This is a genomic window from Paenibacillus donghaensis (genome assembly GCF_002192415.1).
Taxonomy (GTDB): Bacteria; Bacillota; Bacilli; order Paenibacillales; family Paenibacillaceae; genus Paenibacillus_AQ; species Paenibacillus_AQ donghaensis.
This window is the reverse complement of record NZ_CP021780.1, coordinates 6947679-6968087: the sequence shown is the minus strand read 5'-3', so window position 1 is coordinate 6968087 and position 20409 is coordinate 6947679. Positions and strand designations below refer to the sequence as shown.

General features: G+C 41.4%; 19 protein-coding genes and 1 pseudogene. 13 read left to right on the top strand and 7 right to left on the bottom strand.

Translation table 11 applies throughout. The features are described from left to right. Positions 1-137: 137 nt before the first annotated feature. The 4 genes from B9T62_RS31535 (at position 138) to B9T62_RS31520 (ending at position 6470) form a co-directional block, all read left to right on the top strand. On the top strand, positions 138-2354 hold the full coding sequence (locus B9T62_RS31535) for a hypothetical protein (RefSeq protein ID WP_087918879.1): 2217 nt from the start codon (positions 138-140) through the stop codon (positions 2352-2354). 27 nt (positions 2355-2381) lie between these two features. Continuing rightward, positions 2382-2696 carry a hypothetical protein gene (locus B9T62_RS31530; RefSeq protein ID WP_087918878.1) on the top strand — a complete coding sequence of 105 codons (315 nt, stop codon included), beginning with the start codon at positions 2382-2384 and terminating at the stop codon, positions 2694-2696. Positions 2697-3013: 317 nt separating this feature from the next. Next, a complete protein-coding gene (locus tag B9T62_RS31525) occupies positions 3014-4051 on the top strand; it encodes a hypothetical protein (RefSeq protein ID WP_087918877.1) in 1038 nt (345 codons plus the stop codon). 223 nt (positions 4052-4274) lie between these two features. Continuing rightward, positions 4275-6470, top strand: coding sequence for a CFI-box-CTERM domain-containing protein (locus tag B9T62_RS31520; RefSeq protein WP_087918876.1), 2196 nt, complete (start codon positions 4275-4277; stop codon positions 6468-6470). 510 nt (positions 6471-6980) lie between these two features. Here the strand turns inward: B9T62_RS31520 and B9T62_RS31515 are convergent. The 3 genes from B9T62_RS31515 to B9T62_RS31505 form a co-directional block, all read right to left on the bottom strand. Continuing rightward, entirely contained in the window at positions 6981-7295 is a 315-nt protein-coding gene (locus tag B9T62_RS31515) for a DMT family transporter (protein ID WP_087918875.1), read from the bottom strand. A 2-nt stretch (positions 7296-7297) separates the two neighbouring features. Beyond that, entirely contained in the window at positions 7298-7636 is a 339-nt protein-coding gene (locus B9T62_RS31510; RefSeq protein WP_087918874.1) for a DMT family transporter, read from the bottom strand. Between the two features lie 271 nt (positions 7637-7907). Further along, positions 7908-8957, bottom strand: a complete 1050-nt coding sequence (locus tag B9T62_RS31505; protein ID WP_245864700.1) for an LLM class oxidoreductase — start codon at positions 8955-8957, stop codon at positions 7908-7910. A 214-nt stretch (positions 8958-9171) separates the two neighbouring features. Between B9T62_RS31505 and pdxR the strand changes: the two genes are divergently transcribed. Further along, positions 9172-10584 carry a MocR-like pyridoxine biosynthesis transcription factor PdxR gene (gene pdxR, locus B9T62_RS31500; RefSeq protein WP_087918873.1) on the top strand — a complete coding sequence of 471 codons (1413 nt, stop codon included), beginning with the start codon at positions 9172-9174 and terminating at the stop codon, positions 10582-10584. Positions 10585-10797: 213 nt separating this feature from the next. On the opposite strand, the gene B9T62_RS31495 is transcribed toward pdxR, so the two are convergent. Beyond that, positions 10798-11559 (bottom strand): AraC-like ligand-binding domain-containing protein, encoded by a 762-nt coding sequence (locus B9T62_RS31495; RefSeq protein ID WP_087918872.1) that lies wholly within the window; start codon positions 11557-11559, stop codon positions 10798-10800. A gap of 302 nt (positions 11560-11861) precedes the next feature. On the opposite strand from B9T62_RS31495, the gene B9T62_RS31490 reads away from it, so the two are divergent. Both B9T62_RS31490 and B9T62_RS31485 read left to right on the top strand, forming a co-directional pair. Then, entirely contained in the window at positions 11862-12479 is a 618-nt protein-coding gene (locus tag B9T62_RS31490) for a nitrilase-related carbon-nitrogen hydrolase (RefSeq protein ID WP_211296372.1), read from the top strand. A gap of 469 nt (positions 12480-12948) precedes the next feature. After that, complete coding sequence (locus B9T62_RS31485; protein ID WP_157794087.1) at positions 12949-15630, top strand: S-layer homology domain-containing protein; 2682 nt, start codon at positions 12949-12951, stop codon at positions 15628-15630. A 355-nt stretch (positions 15631-15985) separates the two neighbouring features. Here B9T62_RS31485 and B9T62_RS31480 read toward each other — a convergent pair whose 3' ends face one another. Further along, entirely contained in the window at positions 15986-16333 is a 348-nt protein-coding gene (locus B9T62_RS31480; RefSeq protein WP_087918870.1) for a helix-turn-helix domain-containing protein, read from the bottom strand. Between the two features lie 291 nt (positions 16334-16624). Between B9T62_RS31480 and B9T62_RS41945 the strand changes: the two genes are divergently transcribed. Continuing rightward, positions 16625-16705 carry a putative holin-like toxin gene (locus B9T62_RS41945; protein WP_425436712.1) on the top strand — a complete coding sequence of 27 codons (81 nt, stop codon included), beginning with the start codon at positions 16625-16627 and terminating at the stop codon, positions 16703-16705. A 402-nt stretch (positions 16706-17107) separates the two neighbouring features. Here B9T62_RS41945 and B9T62_RS41375 read toward each other — a convergent pair. Further along, positions 17108-17351: pseudogene (locus tag B9T62_RS41375) on the bottom strand (aldo/keto reductase); the annotation flags it as partial. Positions 17352-17483: 132 nt separating this feature from the next. On the opposite strand from B9T62_RS41375, the gene B9T62_RS31470 reads away from it, so the two are divergent. The 3 genes from B9T62_RS31470 (at position 17484) to B9T62_RS31460 (ending at position 19403) form a co-directional block, all read left to right on the top strand. Next, positions 17484-17936, top strand: a complete 453-nt coding sequence (locus tag B9T62_RS31470; protein WP_087918869.1) for a MarR family winged helix-turn-helix transcriptional regulator — start codon at positions 17484-17486, stop codon at positions 17934-17936. A gap of 24 nt (positions 17937-17960) precedes the next feature. Beyond that, positions 17961-18476: a spermidine/spermine N(1)-acetyltransferase gene (gene paiA, locus B9T62_RS31465; RefSeq protein ID WP_087918868.1), complete on the top strand. Its 516-nt coding sequence runs from the start codon at positions 17961-17963 to the stop codon at positions 18474-18476. 183 nt (positions 18477-18659) lie between these two features. Continuing rightward, positions 18660-19403, top strand: coding sequence for a leucine-rich repeat domain-containing protein (locus B9T62_RS31460; RefSeq protein ID WP_087918867.1), 744 nt, complete (start codon positions 18660-18662; stop codon positions 19401-19403). 160 nt (positions 19404-19563) lie between these two features. On the opposite strand, the gene B9T62_RS31455 is transcribed toward B9T62_RS31460, so the two are convergent. Next, positions 19564-19824, bottom strand: coding sequence for a hypothetical protein (locus tag B9T62_RS31455; RefSeq protein ID WP_087918866.1), 261 nt, complete (start codon positions 19822-19824; stop codon positions 19564-19566). Positions 19825-19838: 14 nt separating this feature from the next. On the opposite strand from B9T62_RS31455, the gene B9T62_RS31450 reads away from it, so the two are divergent. Beyond that, complete coding sequence (locus B9T62_RS31450) at positions 19839-20129, top strand: helix-turn-helix domain-containing protein (protein WP_245864181.1); 291 nt, start codon at positions 19839-19841, stop codon at positions 20127-20129. Positions 20130-20179: 50 nt separating this feature from the next. Further along, positions 20180-20389, top strand: coding sequence for a nucleoside triphosphate pyrophosphohydrolase family protein (locus B9T62_RS31445; RefSeq protein WP_087920496.1), 210 nt, complete (start codon positions 20180-20182; stop codon positions 20387-20389). The last annotated feature ends 20 nt before the right edge of the window (positions 20390-20409 follow it).

Genomic DNA, 20409 nt, shown 5'->3' with positions numbered 1-20409 from the left:
AGCTTAGCGATCATTTGTGTTATCAAGAGATATTAAGTGCTAAGGAAAAATTTCCCTTGACATTGTTCCTTGTTGTTCCTAAAATAAGATTTACGAACAACCGGAACAGTCAGGAACATTGAAAAGGGAGTGGGAGTATGTATTCAGCACGTTTAACAAAGGGTGGAGTTAATAGCTGGGCTGTTGAATTTAGGCATCCGGTATTAAAAGATCGTGAAGGCAAACAGGGGAGAAAAATCAGACGAGGTCTCGGTACTGATCAAGAAGACGCCCAAAGAATTGTAGATGATTTAAAACGCATACTTGCTGATGAGAATTACTGGTCTTTAAATGAGCAACAACAAGCGAAAACGATTTTCCACGGTAAGGCTGTTGATATATTTTATGATCAAATGGAGGAGGATTTAATAAGAGACCCTTGGGACCTTCGCAATGAGAAGATTGAACTTCCATCCAAAGATGATGGATATGCACGGGTAATGTTCCTGGGTACAACTGGAGCAGGTAAAACAACAGTAATCCGACAAATGATTGGTACAGAGCCAGATGAAATCAGCTTTCCTGCTATCTCATCAAGTCGTACGACAACATGTAATACGGAATACGTTTTTCTTGAAGGTGACTGGAGTGGAGTTGTTACATTTATTTCCCAAGCTCAGGCCATAAAACTTATAGAGGAATGTGTTTGGGAAGCCTTTAGAAGGGCGGTGATTGGTGAGGATGAAAAGACTATTGCAAAGGCCTTATTGTCTCATCCTGAACAGCGCTTTCGTTTAAGCTATCTGCTTGGTCAGTATCGTTCCTCAGGTAAACAAACTAGCATTACTAAACAATTGGATCAAGAAATAGATACTCCGTATCCAGATCAACTATCCCTTCAAACAGATATTAATTACATCATAAATGAGGTTAAAGTCCTTGCAGCTGAAGCTCGTGATGAATTTACACCGGATGAAGATAATGTCGACGAAGCTATTGACCTGCTTTACGAAACGTGGATAAGAGAAGACACAGAACGATTTAACGAACTTGTCCATTATATATTAAAGATTATTAAGTCGCGATTTGAATTAATTCGAACAGGGCAAATGCATCGTGATACTCGTGGGTGGCCCGTATTTTGGTATCATGAGTCCGAAGATAAGACTGAAGTAGTAAATATGATGAGATGGTTTGCAGGAAATGAAGGAAGAAGGTTTGGTCAGTTACTGGCTCCAGTTGTGAATGGTGTCCGCCTTCAAGGGCCATTTAAACCAAGCTGGTGGGAAGCAGAAATTCCCCCTCGTTTAGTGTTAGTTGATGGGGAAGGTATAGGTCATGACTCTAATATTACAACAAGTATTCCTATGGATGTTACAAACAAATTCAAAGAAATTGATGCTGTAATTCTTGTTGACAATGCAACTCAGCCGATGCTTGATATTCCTAAGGTGATTTTAAGGGAAGCTTCTTCTCGCGGTCAGCAGGATAAGCTAATGGTTGTATATACTCGCTTTGATCAAGTACAAGGGTCGAATATGATTGATGACGATGATCGCCGTGACCACGTCTTAGGTATTCAAACAGGAGCTATAGAAGCGATGCAAGAGGCGTACAATCTAAATCCTAAGATGATCCGCCAACTGAGGGATCACTTGGAAAGAAACGCTTACTTTTTTCCAAATACTCAAGAGTTGAAAAACCCGTCAGATGAGCTAATTACCGAAATGGAGAGTTTTATAGAGTCAGTGGTATTGAAAGCGGATAAGGCGGCTTCGCTACTACCAAACGGACTTATTCCTATACCACAGTATGACTTTGGACGGTTGGTCATCGCAATAACTGAAACGGAAGATTTATTCATGCAAAAGTGGCTTGGTTTATTAGGATTAAGAAACTCACAATTTCCTAAACAGCACTGGACGCGAATAAAAGCTTTATCCAATCGTGTTGCTAATTGGTCTAAAACTACAGAGTATAGTGACCTGAAACCCGCAAGTGATTTAGCAGGGTATTTAATGCAACGACTAAACGAATTTCTAAGTGTTCCAAGAGGATGGTCTATTCCGGCTCCTGATGACAAAAAGCAAAGTGTACTTCAGCGGTTATCTGAAAATACGTCCGACAAGATAAATCAACTTGTTGAAAGACGTCTCAAAGTGGATTTGCACTCTCAGTGGATTGTCGCTCATTCTTATAAGGACACAGGTTCAGCTGCTAAAAGGGCAAGTGAGATCCGGAGTATTTTTGAAAGAACTATACCACAACCCAAAATAACTTATGATAATGTATCAGGGGACTTCCTGGATGAATTAAAAGTTATCGTTGAAGAGTCACTAGTACAAATTAAAGAAGAGGAAAGTAAACAAGAATAGTTAAAATATGAAGGATGGGGAGTGCATATGAATAAGAAAGACACTGAGGTAATGGTACGTCTTGCCAAGGAAGGGAAACGTATTTCTAAAATTTGGACGGAAGATTTTCCTGAGTATGATTATTGGGACATATATTTTGAGGTCTACGGAGCGGGAGAACGAAGTTCAGTTGGAGTTAAGAGAATGATAACGGCGAGATTGGACAAGCTTACTGAGGCTGACGATAAGCAGGATCGTATCAATATTATTGAAGAGCTTAATGAGCTTGTAGTCCATTTGTACAGCAGGTACAAGTCTAGCCAGCAAAAGCTAAATGAAATCAGAACAATTATTAATCAATAGAGTTAGTATGGCCCTTTCTGTGACCCATGCAGAAGGGTCTTTTGCTGTCCAGATAATGCAGAAGCATTTCTATTGCAATTTGACTGTTCGGGTGACAGTTATCAACTGCCTGCCTAAAAATGCGTCACTTGGTTCAAAAGCTCCTTTTAGGCTGTTGCGGTCACTTCTTACAGCACTGACACTAAATGTAGGTCAAAAGAGTGGACTGAAAGAAAATGGGATTCTACGGGTGGTAGTGCGTACTTAGAGCACACAACGGATGACATTCCAAATGGCTTGTGGGAAACTGATTCTAAGAGAAATTGGAGGAACGGTATATGTCCGAATTGACGAAGAAAGAAATCGAGTCGATAGCCAAGACCATTTCAGAACATTTTGGAGAATACACAACCAAGTATGAGGTATTGAAATATCCAGAAGAGCCATACCTGAAGTGGAAAGAAAGCTTTTCCGATCCTAAAAGTGTTGAACATGATGAAATTAGTAAAGCGTTCGAATGGAAGTATGGTCATTGGGGTAAAACCAATTTTGTACCTGCACATAAGGTCATCATTGCCAAGTTACAAAGGCATTGGCCGGAGTTTGCAGAGAAAGGTAAACTTGAACTTGATGATATCTTTGCTTTTTGGGAAGAGCGACTGGCAGGTCATCAGTCCTTCATTACAATAGCATTTTTGTCACATCTAATATGCTCTAAGAAAGTTGAAATCATAGATCAGCATAATTTTCGAGCAATGAACTATCTCATGTCGACAGTAAGGGCCGATTGGGTTTGGAAGAGAGTGCCTGTAAGCCAAGAGGACATCACGGATTTTTCTGCCTTCGTACGATCCGTGCTTCCAGCGGTCAAAGAGGCCAAGGGGAATAAGCGGGAGCTAGACAAGTTCCTGATGATGTTTGGGAAGCATAAGGTGAAGGGCATTCCGGTGTCACGTTCTAAAGTGGCCCCTGCAGTTTCTAAAAAGTATGACTGGAGCTTATTCTCATCAGAGACCTTCGACATAGGGAAAATCACTTTACGATCCAATGCCGATCTGCTCTTTGCTCTACTACTCCAGTCATTGGATGCGGATGGGGATGGGGCTGGTGATGGGATCACATATACAATAGAAGAAATCCAGAGAAGAATACCGATGCAAAAGACAGGAATTGCAGTCAGCTCCAGCTATAACTACGCACTGGTTGCTCTTTTCGGAAATCAGAAGGGAAGAGATTACTTCATGTTTGAAAATGAAGACTTGGGTGTGTACTTCACTGATCAGGCTAACGATCCATCTAGGGATAATAATTGCTGGAAGAAATACCTTGATGAGAAGGCCAGGATCAATGTGAAGTATGTGAGAGCAGGTGGTTAGGGGGTGAACGTAAGCGCTTAGTCGACTTCAACCTAAAATAGCGGCAGGAGCGACGGTTGTGTCTGTGTATGGTTTTATGTCCATACCAAAATAAAAAAAGGCTAGTTCGAAGCAATTGTAAACTTTCCCCAAAAAAACTTTAGGTGTATAATTGCTATGCTGGATTATTGCATGAAACATCTCAATTAATCGACAATTTTCATATCGCTATAGGAGGTTAACTGTGCAAAATAATTTTTGTATCAATTGCGGGGCAGAATTCATACATATTGCAAAGTTTTGCTTTAATTGTGGAGCTCCCGTTACAGGTAATAACACCAATAAGATTGAAAATTCTACCGAAATAACTATGGAGTCTTTAGTAGAAAACAAAAGTTCTACTCCGTCCGTCGAGTTTCGAATACAGGGTCGAACGCTCTCCTTCTCAGCTGACATGGTTGAATACAATAAATTAAGAACATTGTTCTCTAGTCATGCGAGCAAAAGCAAAACTGACTTTGATGTCTACTATCATTCAAGTGTAAAATCGTTTGACGATCTGTTTGACAAAGCCTTTCCTGCTTTCATAGAGTCGGTCACTGCATCGTTGAAATTCGGGGTTTCAGTATTGATGAAATATGGTGTCGATGATGTTGATTTTGATAAATTGGCGGAGTTGGCAGCCAACGATATCGACATACCCAAATACATATCTCCATTTATGGAAGCTGCCGAAAAAATCGAAGAATACGCCGAGAACTTAAGCAACTACAAAAACCTATCGAGAGCTGGGCGGAGCAGATGGCAAGGCGGTGGGTTCGGTCTTGGTGGGGCAATCAAAGGGGCCTTAACCGCCGGTGCATTAAATATGGGGACAGGAATGGTTAGGGGGATTGGTGATTCCCTGAGCAATGCCGGAGACAGAGCGAAAATTGCCGGTATGAAAAAAAAGATTTTTACCGATCATCGAACGTTGGGCTTACTAGTGGAAGGGATTCATGAATGCTGTTTCGGCATATTTTATAGTGTTTGGAGTATACTGGAGGATGAAAATCGAATACCTCTGATTGAGTTCGATACCGAAAAGTTGAACGCTAGGGCCAACAACCTAATTACCCAATATGCAAGCGATAAGTCGCTATATGATAAAGTGATCGATGTGCTATGCGAATGTATCCGAAACTGTCCGTATTCGGTTTCCTATTATTCGAATCTTTATTCCATCGTCAAGGATTCTAGGCAGGAGATTTTAAAAGCAGTTGATTATTTTGGACTGCAAGCTGAATATCGGGAAGCGATTATCAGCCTTGATCGTTCCCGTTTGATCAGCATTAAAGAAATGCCGGACGACACGATGGCAAACATTGATAAAAAGATCAAGGAACTAGATCGGCTGCGGCAGGACAACCCAGAACTGGATGTCAGTACACTGAACTCTTCTCTGACGGAGAAGAAAAATTCCTTATCCCGGCAAATGCAGCAACAAGCGTCCATCAATACGAGTCTTGAACAGGTGGACCGTGTCCGTAATCCGATCGATGAGGCGTTCAGGAATCGCAATTTGGAGTATATTTGGACCCAAATCGGCAATGGAAACAGTTATGCGGAATACGCTATGGAAAAGTATTACAAAGATAGCATTTGTCATAACTGTATTGAGAAGTACGACGTTACTGAAATGACGAACCTTCTCGGTGATGTTCAGAAGCGCGCCAATAACGGGAATATCTATGCCAAATATCTATTAGCGGATATAGATTATGCCATGTATGGAAGGGATCGTCGCAACTCTTCCAAAGAAAAAGAGGCGGCAAGAGTTGTAATCGAAATGGCAGCTAAAGGAAATACTTCCGCAATCGCTATGCAGGGATTTTGGGGTAGTCATGGGTACAATAATGCCACCACAAGCAAAAGTAGCGCAATTACCTTGCTTGAGGAAGCAGTAAACCGTCAGCATCCTACTGCTTTAGCGTGGCTCGGCTCCTATTATAGAACCGGAGAGCATGGACTTACCCGAAATAAAGAAAAAGCAGAAATGATGTTAAAGCTGGCGGCTGCTTATGATCATCCTTATGGAAAAAAGGAGCTCGAAAAATTGAACAGCGGGTCTACAAGCTCAAGTTCCTGTTTTATTACGACTGCTGTATGCGATTCCCTAGGACGTGAAGATGATGGGTACGAACTGAACACTTTTCGCGCATTCAGAGACAACTGGCATACCAATCTGGCGGATGGTGAGAGCTTGATCAAGGAATACTATAGCGTTGCACCGATCCTTGTAGACCGTATAAATGCAATGTTGGACAAGGATGCAATTTACAAAGGATTATGGGATGTTTATCTGAAAGAATGTCTGCTGGCTATCGAAAATGGCTGGTATCAGCGCTGCAAAGAAATCTATATCGGGATGGTAGAAGATTTGAAGCTTCAATACCTTTAGGACATCTATTTATAAAGAGATTATCTACGACCAAGAAAGGAGCTGCTGCGGCAAGCTCCTTTCACTTTTTTATCCGTTACAGTGTGTAAGGTGAACCGTATCATAAGTAGGGTGAAGTTTATGGTGTGGTATCCTTACAAATTTTTTCTTATTGTTTTATAAAAGGGCATATCGGAAATTTCGATTATGTAATTGGAAAGCAGATGAGCATGAGAGGAAGAAGAACAGAAAAGGTCTCTATAAAAACTATACCCATCTCGGGAAGATAAGAAAAGAAGGATATGGGGACTTTATAAATTACGTTTCGAGAGCGCAAAAACATTTGATGTTAATGCTGCGACGCACAATCTAATGGAAACTCAGGTTGAAAATCATTGGAGGAACATAACAAAGCGATTAAACGGTACCCCAAAGAAACAAAAAAGAAAACCCACGTTTCGAAAAAACGTGGGTTTCTCTACAATCTTAGAAGAAGGATATTATCCTCCCTCCATTTATATCGCGCCCACTTTAGGCTATCATTTTCAAGCCTACAGCTGCGGTCAATACCATCGTTATAAACAAAATACGGTTCCAGTCTTTGGACTCGCCATAGAAGAACATACCAACGAGCGCTCCCCCTACTGTACCTATTCCTGTCCAAACTGCGTAAGCAGTCCCCATTGGCAGAGTTAGCATAGCTTGACTTAAGAGTAGAAAACTCATTGAAAAACCTATGGCAAATACGATATACGCCTTTGCATTCTTATTCTTAATGATGAGGTTCATACCTGTAACCCCAACAACCTCCGACAAGCCTGCTGTTAAAAGGAATAACCAGCCCATTGTTATGCAACTCCTTTTTCATCAGACTCTTTAGTGACAAATTTAAGTCCTAGCACACCTGTTAATAATAAAAGAACTAGAACGATTTTCAGTGTTTGAAAGGGCTCTCCAAATACAAACATCTCTACCAAAACGGTTCCTGTTGTTCCGAGGCCTGTAAAGACTGCATAGACCGTTCCCACCGGTAATTTAAGGCATGCCAGAACCGCAAATAGAAAAGATAAACCGATACCTACGATAGTACCTATCCATAGAAGCAACGAATCAGAATGTTTTAATCCGATCACCCATAATACTTCAATTATTGCTCCAATGAACACTAAAGCCCAGCTGCGTCTCATCTCAAACTCCCCTTACTCTATTTTTATTCCATACCAATATACAAACCATGAAGCACTAATCCTTTTCTGTGAACGTTCAGAACCTCCATACAGCATCTCAAAGGAGAGAGCATCAAGGACTGCTGTAAAAACGGCTGCTGCACGTTCTCCTGCAAGTCAGAGGTTAGGTTAAATTACGTACTCTTACGTTCACAATAAACCTGTAATTATTCCAGGTAAGGATTAAGTCGTGCCTTATCTCTAATGAGAATCGCATGGAGAAATTTCTTCTCTACCACCTGGAGAACAGAGGATTTGGTCCAGTATGTGTAGGAAAGAGCGGTAGCACTTCCTCCCCCAACTCTTGAATCACTTCCGCAGGAGGCCTGTTTCCAAATTGGATCCCAAGCGCCGCATGATTGACGCCCGATGCTTGCCACTCCTCCAAAAGCTGAATCAGTCCTGCTCGTCCAGTACGCAAAACATACCCGCCGCGGAGCGGCGTTCTAGGGTAATTGACATCTTCCACAAGATCAATCCACTCGTTGGTCATATGTGGCTTGAACACCCCGCCGGGTATTTTTTCACGCCAAGCACTTATCTTTTGCGCTAGCTTTCGAGGACCGGAGCTGTCTGCAGTCGACTCAGGATAAGTGAGCCAACCGTCACTATGCTCCGCAATCCAGTCGAGGGTTTGTCGGCTTGATCCTGTCACAACGAGCGGAATATCTCCTGTTGCAGGCTTAGGTAACAACTCTAACCCTTCAAGCTGTCCAAGAGAGGATTGAATGGATGGTGAATGATGTCGAATGAGGTTACGAAAGAATTCAATTGTTTCTCGGAAGCGTACATCACGATGGTCTGCATCAATTCCATAAGCCGGGAATTCTGCGGGCCGATCACCTGAGGCGATGCCCATGACAAGGCGCCCGCCAGAAAGTACGTCAATCGATGACGCCGATTCCGCCAAATCAATGGGATGACGAAGCGTGAAGATTGCGCTACCCGTTGCTAGGGATACATTTTTGGTCCTTGCAGCAAGATAGGCCAAGTAGGTGAATGGGTCGAAGAGTTGTCCAGCATCCCCAAAGTCGCGGTCAAACAGTGGCACATCTCGCACCCAGACAGCAGAGAAGTTCAGTTGATCGATCATCTCCACGATGTCAGCCTGTCCATGTAGGTCATTCATATGACCTACATAGAATTTTAGCGGTAAGAATATACCGATCGTCAATTTATCGGGGGCAAACATACGACGAAAACCGGGATGTTCAATGAACTTTTCCTTTGTTGAAGTTGGTATCTCTTGTTTCTCAAACCGTTCATTGTGTCTTAGATTCATGTCCAATTTATTCAGCTCCTAAATAATATGTAATCCAGTCTTCTGACGTTGCGAATCGATATTTTGCTGTCTCCTTACCCCTACTCTAAGAGAGAAAATTCATATTCAAGCATTCCTATGGAAGTGATATAATTGTAATCGCCAATTGACCCCGACGGTAGAGACAACTCTTGATTATATTATGGGGTCAGATTAGATAATGAGGAGGGCTATCATGATTGACATGACACTGCTACTGGATAAAAATTCTGATAAATCATTATATTTTCAGCTATATCAACATATCAAAAAAGATATTATTCGAGGCAAGCTGGCTGCTAGGACACGTTTACCTTCCATTCGTACGCTTTCATCCCATCTCCATATCAGCCGCAATACGATAGAATTAGCCTATCAACAGTTGATCGCCGAAGGCTATGTTGAAAGCAAGCCGAGGAGCGGAATATTTGTCATTGAATTGAAACTGGAAAAACTGCCTGTTCCATATTCAGGGAGTAAAAAGCCCATTGAAATAGTCAAGCAGGATCGTACTGTGGTTCAATATGATTTTCGATATGGCGACGTGGATGTCGAACACTTTCCGCTTACTACCTGGCGCAAGTTATCCAATCAATGCTTACAACCGAAACAAGCGGCGTTGTTCACTTATGGCGATCCTCAGGGGGAGTATGAGCTACGTATTGAAATTGCTAAGTATTTGTACGATTCGAGAGGGGTAAACTGCTCGCCTGATCAAATTATGATTGGAGCAGGCATTCAACATCTGCTTGGTGTGCTATCCGGGTTAGTGGATGCAAGAGGCAATAGCATTGGAATGGAGGAACCAGGCTATGATGGTGCTAGGACCATTTTCCAACATCATGGATTCAGCGTAATTCCCATTCAACTGGATAAAGATGGGCTTAACATTCACAAGTTGTATGAGAGTAAATCCAGAATTGTCTATATTACCCCCTCTCACCAGTTCCCATACGGGATGGTCATGCCGTTCGCCAAGAGAATGCAATTGTTGAAATGGGCAGAAGAGCAAGACGGCATTATTATCGAGGATGATTATGACAGCGAGTTCCGGTATGTCGGCAAACCAATCCCTTCTTTACAGAGTTTGGATACCGATCATCGTACCGTCTATCTAGGAACTTTCTCCAAATGTCTCCTCCCCTCTCTACGCATTGCCTATATGGTGCTTCCTCCACCATTGCTGGAGCTTCATAAGAAGCATAACTATCGATTATATGATCAAACAGTGTCTTGGTTTCATCAAAAGACGCTGGAGCTGTTTATGAAAAATGGGCATTGGGAAGCCCATATTCGTAAGATGCGCAATGTATATCATAAAAAGCAATCCGTGCTGATTGGGACAATCCGGGAGTTGATGGGTGAACAGACTATCATGATCGGCCAGGATGCTGGACTTCATATTTTATTGCGTGTACTTAACGGGATGGATGAGGCTGAACTAATTCAGGCTGCAGTGCAAGAAGGAGTGAGGGTTTACGCCGTGTCCCCCTTTTGGGCGCAGTCATCCCAAGTCGAAACATCGATGGTTCAAATCGGCTTTGGCGGGTTGAGCATTGAGGATATCGTAAAGGGGGTCCATGTCCTGCACCGCGCTTGGTTTAATTAGTATTACGTTGAGATTAGATCTTTCGTGAAGCGTAGTAAATATTATTAAAGGAATTTATTTAAAAAAATATGATGAAACGCTTATCATCTACAGGCAAATTCACCTGCGAAAGGCACCAAAACGGAAAACAAAGGCTGTCCCAAGCAGCCATTTCATGGCTTATGGGACAGCCCCATCTTTTTGCTTGCATACAAATCTACTGGAAAATAAAGATTAAGATCGCTTCTGTATTCCGGATGGGTTCAAAACGGCGGTGCGATATTCCGACGGACTTACTCCAAAATATTGCTTGAAAATACGGCTAAAGTGGGCGGTGATGAATGCCAGGGCGCCCGCACGGTGGATATTGGCTGCGGAGCTGATCTCATCCAGCTTGACATTGGAGATTGTGCTTAACGAGGTTGCCAGCAAATCCAGCGTGCTTTCGACTACACGCATCCGGGTTATAGAGTCAAGATAGAGATAGGAGGCAGCTACTGTTCTCATTAATGTGGATACCATAGCGCTAACCGGATGCTGCATTCCAGGAATACGGACTGATGTCATCTGTTCTGCCTGACGGCAGCGTGAAAGCAGCAGGGAGCGGGGGAACTGGAAAACAATTTGTTGAAACGGTTGCTCAAAATGCAGAATGTACGGTCTGGTACTGTCATATAGGACAAAGTCACCAGGCTGAAGGCTAGCCTCACGCTGATCCTGCTCAGTATAGCCTTTACCTGCAATTTGTAAATTGACGAGAAAAAAGTCTTCCCCGGAGTTGTCAATATGGTGCTTCGAGCGAACAATGTGCTGGGGATCCGCTGACACTTCAGAAATTTGAATGTCCTCCAGAGAACCGATTTCCATCCGTCCTGTGAAGGTCTGACGGGAGAGTCTGGATGCATCAAGCTGTACAAATACGTCACAGGCCATTTCCCGCCAATATGCAAAACGTTCCTGTTCCTCTACCTGATCCGCTGTCAAGATAGTTTGCACTCTAACTCCCCCAATCTATAAGCTATGAAAATTATATGAAAGGAGAGGAGTTGAGTCAACACAATTAATTACACGTATAGTAATTAAATGTAACATATATGGGGTGTCGTTTGATAATTATCGTTTCTGGCCATACGGAAAACGGTTTTTTATTAAATGAATGTCAGGTTTCTTGTGTTTTTTTCATTCGTTGTGCACTAATAGGCAAGGCGGCCTTCGCTTATGGACAAGAATATGACATGTGTTAGAAATATAATGTAACCAGAAGAACCGATAAAGATAAAATTTGAGGAGGAAGAATAATGATGGATTACCCTAAATATAAGGCGGCAGCAGTACAGGCAGCTCCAGTATGGCTGGATCTGGAGGCTTCTACTGAGAAGGCATGTAGACTCATTGAGGAAGCAGCGGGTAATGGTGCGAAAATCATTGCATTTCCGGAAGCCTTCCTGCCAGGCTATCCATGGTGGATTTTACATGGTGACCCCATTATGTATGGTATGAAATATTGGGAACGTTTCTATAAAAACAGTGTGGAAATTCCAGGTTCGACTGTATCTAAGCTGAGTGCCGCCGCCAAAAACAATGATATCTATGTTTCTATCTCCGTGACCGAAAAAGATGGAGGTTCGCTCTACTTAACGCAACTATGGTTTGACAATAAGGGGAATTTGATGGGTAAGCATAGAAAAGTCAAGCCTACGATAGGTGAACGAACCATCTGGGGCGAGGGAGACAGCTCCATGATGCCTGTATTTGCTACTGCTGAACTCGGAAGAGTTGGAGGTCTGCAATGCTGGGAGGCGTACCACAGACTATCGGCGAAGGCCATGCCGGTATTATCAGTCCTAATGGTCTCATTGTCTCAGAGCCGATACCAAGAGAACTGGAAGGAATCGCTTATGCCGAAATTGATTTGAATAATATTATTACAAGTAAATACTATATAGATCCGACAGGCCACTATTCCAAGCCGAGCGTATGCAGGGTTATTTTTAACCAAAGTCCGCAAGATGCCGTTACAGCAACGGGAAGTCAGAAGGGATTCTATATTTCCAGCGAGGAATTACAAGAGCAACTGGAACAGATATAAAATACGTTTTTTACAGTAAATAAAAAACGTGGGGAAAGTATCATTCCTATTATGGAATATAGCTAAGCAATTCTCCCCTCGCTTGCCTAAGCCGGGTAAGTTGGCCCCTATTAAGACGGAGCATATTTATTGTGTACTTCCCCATTACGAGAGGAGGTTCATTTGAAAGAGGATTTTGTCTAAATTTGTAGAATTAATAAATTGAAGTAACTATAGCTGAATATCTAAGCAGAGTCCATTCTGCCAATCAAGGCTATAGCTATACCAACTCAGATTTATCAAAGGTGAAACGGAGGTTGACAAGTTTGCTAAGGAAATTTAAAAGTACCGCATCAGTAGTTCTCGTCTTAAGCCTATTATTAAGTTTGTTTCCACAGACTATTTTTGCGAGTACTGCAAGTTCATCAAAGGAATTCCTTTCTTTTTCAGTAGAAGGTAATCTCGGTATCGTTGATAACGAGAATCATACAATCCAGGTTGTCGTTCCTTATCGTTCGGCCGTTAATAACATGTTTGAAGTCTTTTCAGTTTCTGACGGTGCATCAGTTCTTAATCATACTAGTTCTGTTACGCGTACGAATTATTCTAGTCCTGTAGCGTTAACTGTTGTTGCTGAGGATAACAGTAGTCAGGTTTACACGGTAACGGTAACCATCGGACCAAGTAACTTAAAGTCCATACTTTCTTTTAATTTATCTAATCCTGCAGCTACGGGTTTTATCGACGACGAAGCCTTTGCGATCTTTCTTACCGTTCCGCAAGGTACAGATGTAACTAACTTAATGCCTACGTTTACTACAGATGAAGGTGCAGCTAAAGTAAAAGTAAATGACGTTGTTCAAACAAGTGGTGGCACCCCTCAGGATTTCACACAACCTTTGACGTATACAGTTGTAGCGTTGGATGGTAGCACACGCAACTATGTGGTTACTGTTAATATACAAAGAGTGCTTAGTACTGCCAAAGAAATTACTTATTTCGGGTTGGCTTCACATTCTTCAATCGGGGTTATTGATGAGATGAATCATACGATATCTCTTACGGTTCCCTACGGAACAGACCGGGCATCATTAGTGCCTGTTTTTATGTCCACTGGTAGTGGAGTCTATGTTAATGGAATACAGCAAATTAGTGGAGAGGAAGTCTCTAATTTCTCATCGCAAACTACCTATACCGTTTATGATGAAGCAGGTGGGTCTCAAACCTATACAGTTACTGTACAAGTTGCGCCTCAAGATGCAAGTATAACCAAAGAAATGCTGACTTTTAGCATTGCTGGTGTAGAGGGTACCGTGGATGAAGCTTCTCATACCATATCTGTTGTGTTACCTGCGGGAGTTGCACGCCATAATCAAATTGCATCGTTTACAACAAATGGTAATAAAGTAAGAATTGGAGAAGATATTCAAAGTTCGGGGTATACGGTAAACGATTTTACTAACCCGTTAACGTATACTGTTTCTGCAGAGAATGGGTTAACACAAAGTTATTTGGTGACAGTGGTCATGGCCAATCAACTGCTTTCATACGATCTAATTTACCCCATTCATGCGACTGGAGTGATCAATTCGGTTAATAAAACAATCTCATTTGATATTCCCTATGGAACTGATCTAGGTTTAACAAAGGCTGTACACGTTACAACGGGAGACCGCCTTGAAATCAATGGAATTGTCCAACAATCAGGTGTTACGGAATCTAATTTAAGTCTATCTCCAATTATCAATGCTATAGACTCCGAGAATTCAATTATCCCTTATACACTGATCATAAATAGGGCTTTGAATCCTGCGAAAGATATAACCTCATTCTCCATCAATGGGGTGGCTGGTACTTATGCCAATATCGATGGTGATACTTATAGTATTGAATTACCTTACGGGACAGATGTAACTACACTTGTGCCAACCTTCATCACAACTGGAACTACTGTTAAAGTTGGCGGTGTCACCCAAACATCAGGTGTATCGGCTCAGAACTTTACTAACAGTGTAATATATACTGTTACTGCGGCAGATGTCTCTACTAAAAATTACGCAGTTTTTGTAACCTTGGAGGCCGCACCAACACCAACACCAACAATAGCACCAACACCAACACCAACACCAACACCAACGCCAACAATAGCACCAACAACAACAGCACCAACAACAGCGCCAACAATAGCACCAACAACAACAGCACCAACAACAGCACCAACAACAGCGCCAACAATAGCACCAACAACAGCGCCAACAATAGCACCAACAACAACAGCACCAACAACAGCACCAACAACAACAGCACCAACAATAGCACCAACAACAGCGCCAACAATAGCACCAACAACAGCAGCACCAACAACAGCACCACCAACAACAACAGCACCATTCTACAACGAAAAGGTTGATCTTGATGTTGTTAAGGCTATTGCAGAAAAGGCAAAATCTGCACCTGTGCTAGAATTCAAGGATGTAACTAAGGGCGATCCAAACGCTAAAGCAGTCGAAGTAGCGACTAAGCTTGGAATTATTACGGGGTATGATGATGGTTCATTCCATGCGGATGCCGCGGTAACAAGAGCAGAATTTGCGACTATGCTATTAAAAGCGCTTGGTCTAGAAGTTACAGACAAGTCCAATTTCAAAGATGTTAAGGATCACTGGGCATCAGATGCAATATCTAGATTAAAAGCTAGTGGTATTACCATCGGTTACTTGGATGGAACATTCAAACCGAATAAGACTATTACTAGAGCAGAAATAGCGGCTATGCTTTCCGCAGTAATTAACCCCAATTTAGCAAAAGAAGCTAAGTTCAAGGATATTTCTGGTAATTGGGCAGAGGCGGAGATAAATATATTATCTGATATGGGTATCGTAAAGGGGACCGATGATGGTTTGTTTAAACCGAATGCTAATGCTACGAGATCTGAGTCGTTACTCATGATCTTGCGCATGCTAAACATCAGTCTTGATTTTTCGTTAGACATAGAGTAACGAGTCAACAAATACGATACCGGTATGGAAGTTAAAGTTGACGACAATCTAATTTATACCACAAGAAAAACTCACTGGAATAAACAAAAGGCACCCAAATGGGTGCCTTTTGATTTCGCTCTTTAGATGTTACGGCGTTCTCCGGGTGATCTCTGCAATCTGCTGCACACTCATCCCTTTGAGCCCATGCAGAACAATGGTTTGATAGCGTTCATACATTCGTCTATCTTGTTTCTGCTTCATCCGTTTTTCTAATTACTTCGATATGGAGAGCATGAAATCATTCCAATTCTGAAAAAACTCTAGTTTAATCTATTAGAATAAATGTTAACTTGTTTTTAAATACACATACCTTTTACTTATCTCCCCAAGTAGTCACAGTCTTCAACAAACTCAACGCCATTCTCTGATCCTCCACCGGCCGATCAACCAGCAACTCCACAATTTCGCTCAGAGCATCTTTCTTTTCCATTGGACCAACATATCGAAATAACTCCTCCAAAGAAATACCCAACCCTAAAACAACCTTCTCCAATGTTTCAAGAGTCACGTTCTTCTCTCCGCGCTCTACTTGTCCAACATAATTTGTATGTAACCCAGATAGCTCTGTGAGCTGTTCTTGGGATAACTGCTTTTCTTTACGCATACGCCGAATTCTTTCACCAATTCGTTTTACAAGATCTGATTTGGACTCTTCTGGCATCTTGACTCACCTCATGACAAGCTTAACTGAGTGAACACGCCATATTAACACACTATAGATGTTAATTAACTTTAAAATAACACTAATAGACGGGGGAGCAGGTGCGGGAGGTTCAGGAGATTTTGAGGGGATGTTTGGAGGAGGTTTCAGACTCTTATCAGCGTATGGTTGATGGCCAAGTATATGATTCTCATCCTATCCAAGTTTAGGAAACATTGATATAATCACAGAGCAATAGAATAGGCTTAAAGGGTCGGTCGGCTACCTCTCTATAGAAGGGAGGGATGCCTTGTGACAGTGTTCGAAGCAATGATGCTCATGCTAACCTTTGGTTTGCTAATCGTAGCGCTGCTGTCCAATAAACGCAAATAGACCGCCCTCATAGCAAAGGTGTGCGGTCTATTCGGTCGTTGTCCTCTTGTGAAGCCAACCGCCCTTAAAAGCGGCTATTGTGCACTGGGAGTCGTGTTAGAGCACGGCTCTCTTTGCATTGTACGTCATTTGTATCTTTACTATACCACAAAGTGTAATTTGAAGTAAAAGTGTATTGATGAGCAGGTTTACCACGCAGTGAAGATTACTCAGGGTGAGCCGTATCACAAATAGGGTGAATGCAAACGAAAGAGTAAACTGAATAATTGTATGGTGCTATCTCAAATGCATATCAGTGAACGTAAGAGATAGCTCATTTTATCAAAAATCATGTTAATACTGAAAAAATGGCGGTCTAGGAGCTTATTCCTTAACCGCATTTTTCGATTTGGGTCAATTACTGCTTTGTAATGCTGCGATAGGATGGACTTTGTGTGCTCTCTTAATCGTTTGAGAAGAAGCCTCTGAAAGTCCTATATATCTAATTCCCCCCTCTTCCACTAACTCTTTCAAAGCACCAATAGTTCTCCTCAATTGGAATAGAAGGATCAACACGATGCAGATAATAAAGGTCAATGTAGTCGGTACCTAAACGCTTTAAGCTTGATTCACATGCCATTTTTACATATTCACGACTTCCGTTAATACCTCGAACGATTGTTTCATCTTCTGGAGTACCGATTCATTATAAGTAAGGGATTTTGTTGTAAATACAACAAAAATGATGTATTATTTTCTTGCCATATATAAAAAATAAAATATTAGTGGAGTTGCAAATATGAAGGAAGTTCTACGTGAGGTTGGAATGATTGCTAGGTCATTGGATTCAATAAGTAATATAGAATTTAAAAAACATGACCTTACAAAAGGACAGTACTTGTACCTCGTGCGAATATGTGAAAATCCAGGAATTATTCAAGAAAAGTTAGCTGAAATGATAAAGGTAGACCGTACAACAGCTGCTCGTGCTATAAAGAAACTTGAGATGAATGGATTTATTGAAAAGAATAATGATCAATATAACAAAAAAATAAAAAAACTATTTCCTACAGAGAAAGGAAATACTGTCTACCCTTTTTTAAAAAGGGAAAACGATTATTCTAATAGGGCCGCATTATCTGGATTCTCCGAAACTGAAGTAGAAACCATGTTCAACCTGCTGCAAAGAGTCAGAAAAAATGTAGAAAAAGACTGGGAGTATGTAAAAAAGGGAAACAAGAGAAATTATTGATTTATTAAAAGGAGGATAAATAAAATGACTATAAATATAAACAAGTGCACGTTTGAAGATATAGGCTTACTTCAAGAAATTAGTATTGAAACATTTAATGAGACATTTAAGAATCAAAATTCACCTGAAAATATGAAAGCCTACTTGAACAGAGCATTTAACTTAAAACAATTAGAAAAAGAACTATCAAATATTTCCTCGGATTTCTATTTTATTTATTCTAATGAGGAAGTTGCCGGGTATTTAAAGGTAAACACCAATGATGCTCAATCTGAAATAATGGACAATGATTCGCTTGAAATCGAGAGGATTTATATAAGGAATAAATTTCATAAACAGGGGCTTGGTAAATATCTAATTAATAAAGCTATAGAAATAGCAATAGAACGGAATAAAGAGAAGATCTGGCTAGGGGTTTGGGAAAAAAATGAAAGCGCAATTACCTTTTATAAAAAAATGGAGTTTGTTCAAACAGAAGCCCACTCTTTCTATATGGGTGATGAAGAGCAAATAGATTTTATAATGACCAAAACACTATAAGAGCAAACGAGAGAAGAATTGAGGAGAAAACCATGTATATTCCTTCACACTTTCACATTGATGAAATAAAAGTCGCTTACGACATTATCAAAGAACATAGCTTTAGGGTGAACATTTTTGCAATGAAATCCGATAAAGGTAAGGGATGGAACCCATTCAATATGATTAACAAGGAGAGTCTATATGCCTACTAAACTAGTTAAAAATATCATCGTGATTTGTTTGGTTCTCGTATTCATACCGGCAACCGTCATTTGGGCCGCATCCGTCATTACGGACCCGGCTTTGGCGAAAGTCATTCGAGCGGAATTAAAGCTGCCGGCTACTAAAGAGCTGAAGGTGGTTGATTTGCAGAAGTTGAAATCTTTGTATGCCACGGAATCCAAGTCTAAAATCACCAGCTTACAAGGCCTTGAATATGCCGTTAACATGCAGAGCTTATTTCTGCCGAGTCAAAAGATAAGGAATATTACACCGCTAAACAAGTTGAAAAAGTTAACGTTTTTAGCTGTTGAGGGGAATCAAATTACTGATCTTTCACCGGTTTCCGGGTTAAGTTCTCTGCAGAATTTGGTTGTTGACGATAACAAGATAAGAAGTCTGGTGCCGTTAAAAAATCTAAATAAGCTGACCGATCTTCTTGCCAGCAACAATCAGGTGGAAGATCTAAGTCCCATTCAGAAATTGAAGTTAGAATGGCTCTTACTGAGCGGAAATAAAATTCAAGATCTGACGCCTTTAAAAAATCATCCAACATTGGAGTATCTCTATCTGGACAATAACCTCATCCGGGATATTGAAGTGTTAGAAACGATGCCGCAATTAAAAGAAGTATCTTTAGCAAACAACCCGCTGAATGAGCAAGCGGAGCAGGTTATTCAACAGCTGGAGAACAATGGCGTCATAGTAAATTTGGAAAAACAATGATACTCAGCTAGAGTAGATTCAATTTTCTCTCGGGTGGGAGGAAAGCATATCATAAGTAGGGGCAAGTTTGTTGGAATGGACCGCGCTTGCTGAAAAGTCGAAGCTAACATGCTTCATTACGAGCATTAAGCCGATTCAGGTTAATCCATTCGCTGAACTTTCACTGCTTTTGGTTGGTCAGAATACAGGTTATTGAACGTGATGGTGTATCTACCATGAACTGTCTTTCGTCGTTGTATTGAGTAAGGACTTCTCTGATTGGCTTGAACAAAGTCCAGAGGAATGCGTCCCTTATGACTTCACATGGCAACTGATCTTTTTCTTGAGGTCTATTGACGGATCCGACTGCAAGCACCTGGTTGGGAGTGAATACAGAGAGGACAGCGGCGAGAAGAACAGTCACTAATCTTTTTTGTAGCATGTTTTTTGCCTCCTTTGACGGAGTTATTTTACTCTCGTGGTCTTAAGACGCTTGGTGAGAAAGGCGGATTTTATTTTTCATACATAGGGCAGATTGAACGCGGTGAGAAGAACGTATCTTTGTTGAATTTACATAAGATTGCGGAATCCCTTGAAGTTAATTTAATTCAGCTGTTTGCATATCTGGATGAAGATTTTGTCGTTACATCAGTAGAGAGCGATATTCAAGACATTGTGGGTTTGCTTCGTGGTGCTAATGATGAGAAGATACGGCTGGCTAAAAACGTGCTGAGGGAATTATTATGAAGCAAATAACAAGGCCAAGGCATGGCTGTCACCTAACCATTCAGAGGCGTATATCCGGCACAGGGGATAACTGCCTCTTTCTTGCGTTGTATGAGTGTCGATGGGAGCAGTTTCATAACCCGAAGGATTTGGCCATTTCCTTAAGTATTGAGGCCTCTGAGCTGCTGGAGAATTTCGAGTGGAAATCATCGCCGGAAGCGGTTCAGCTCAAAAAAGATCAGATTGCTGATGAGCTGATATATGCGGTTTACTTAAGGTAGAAATGAGTTCAAGACCTTGA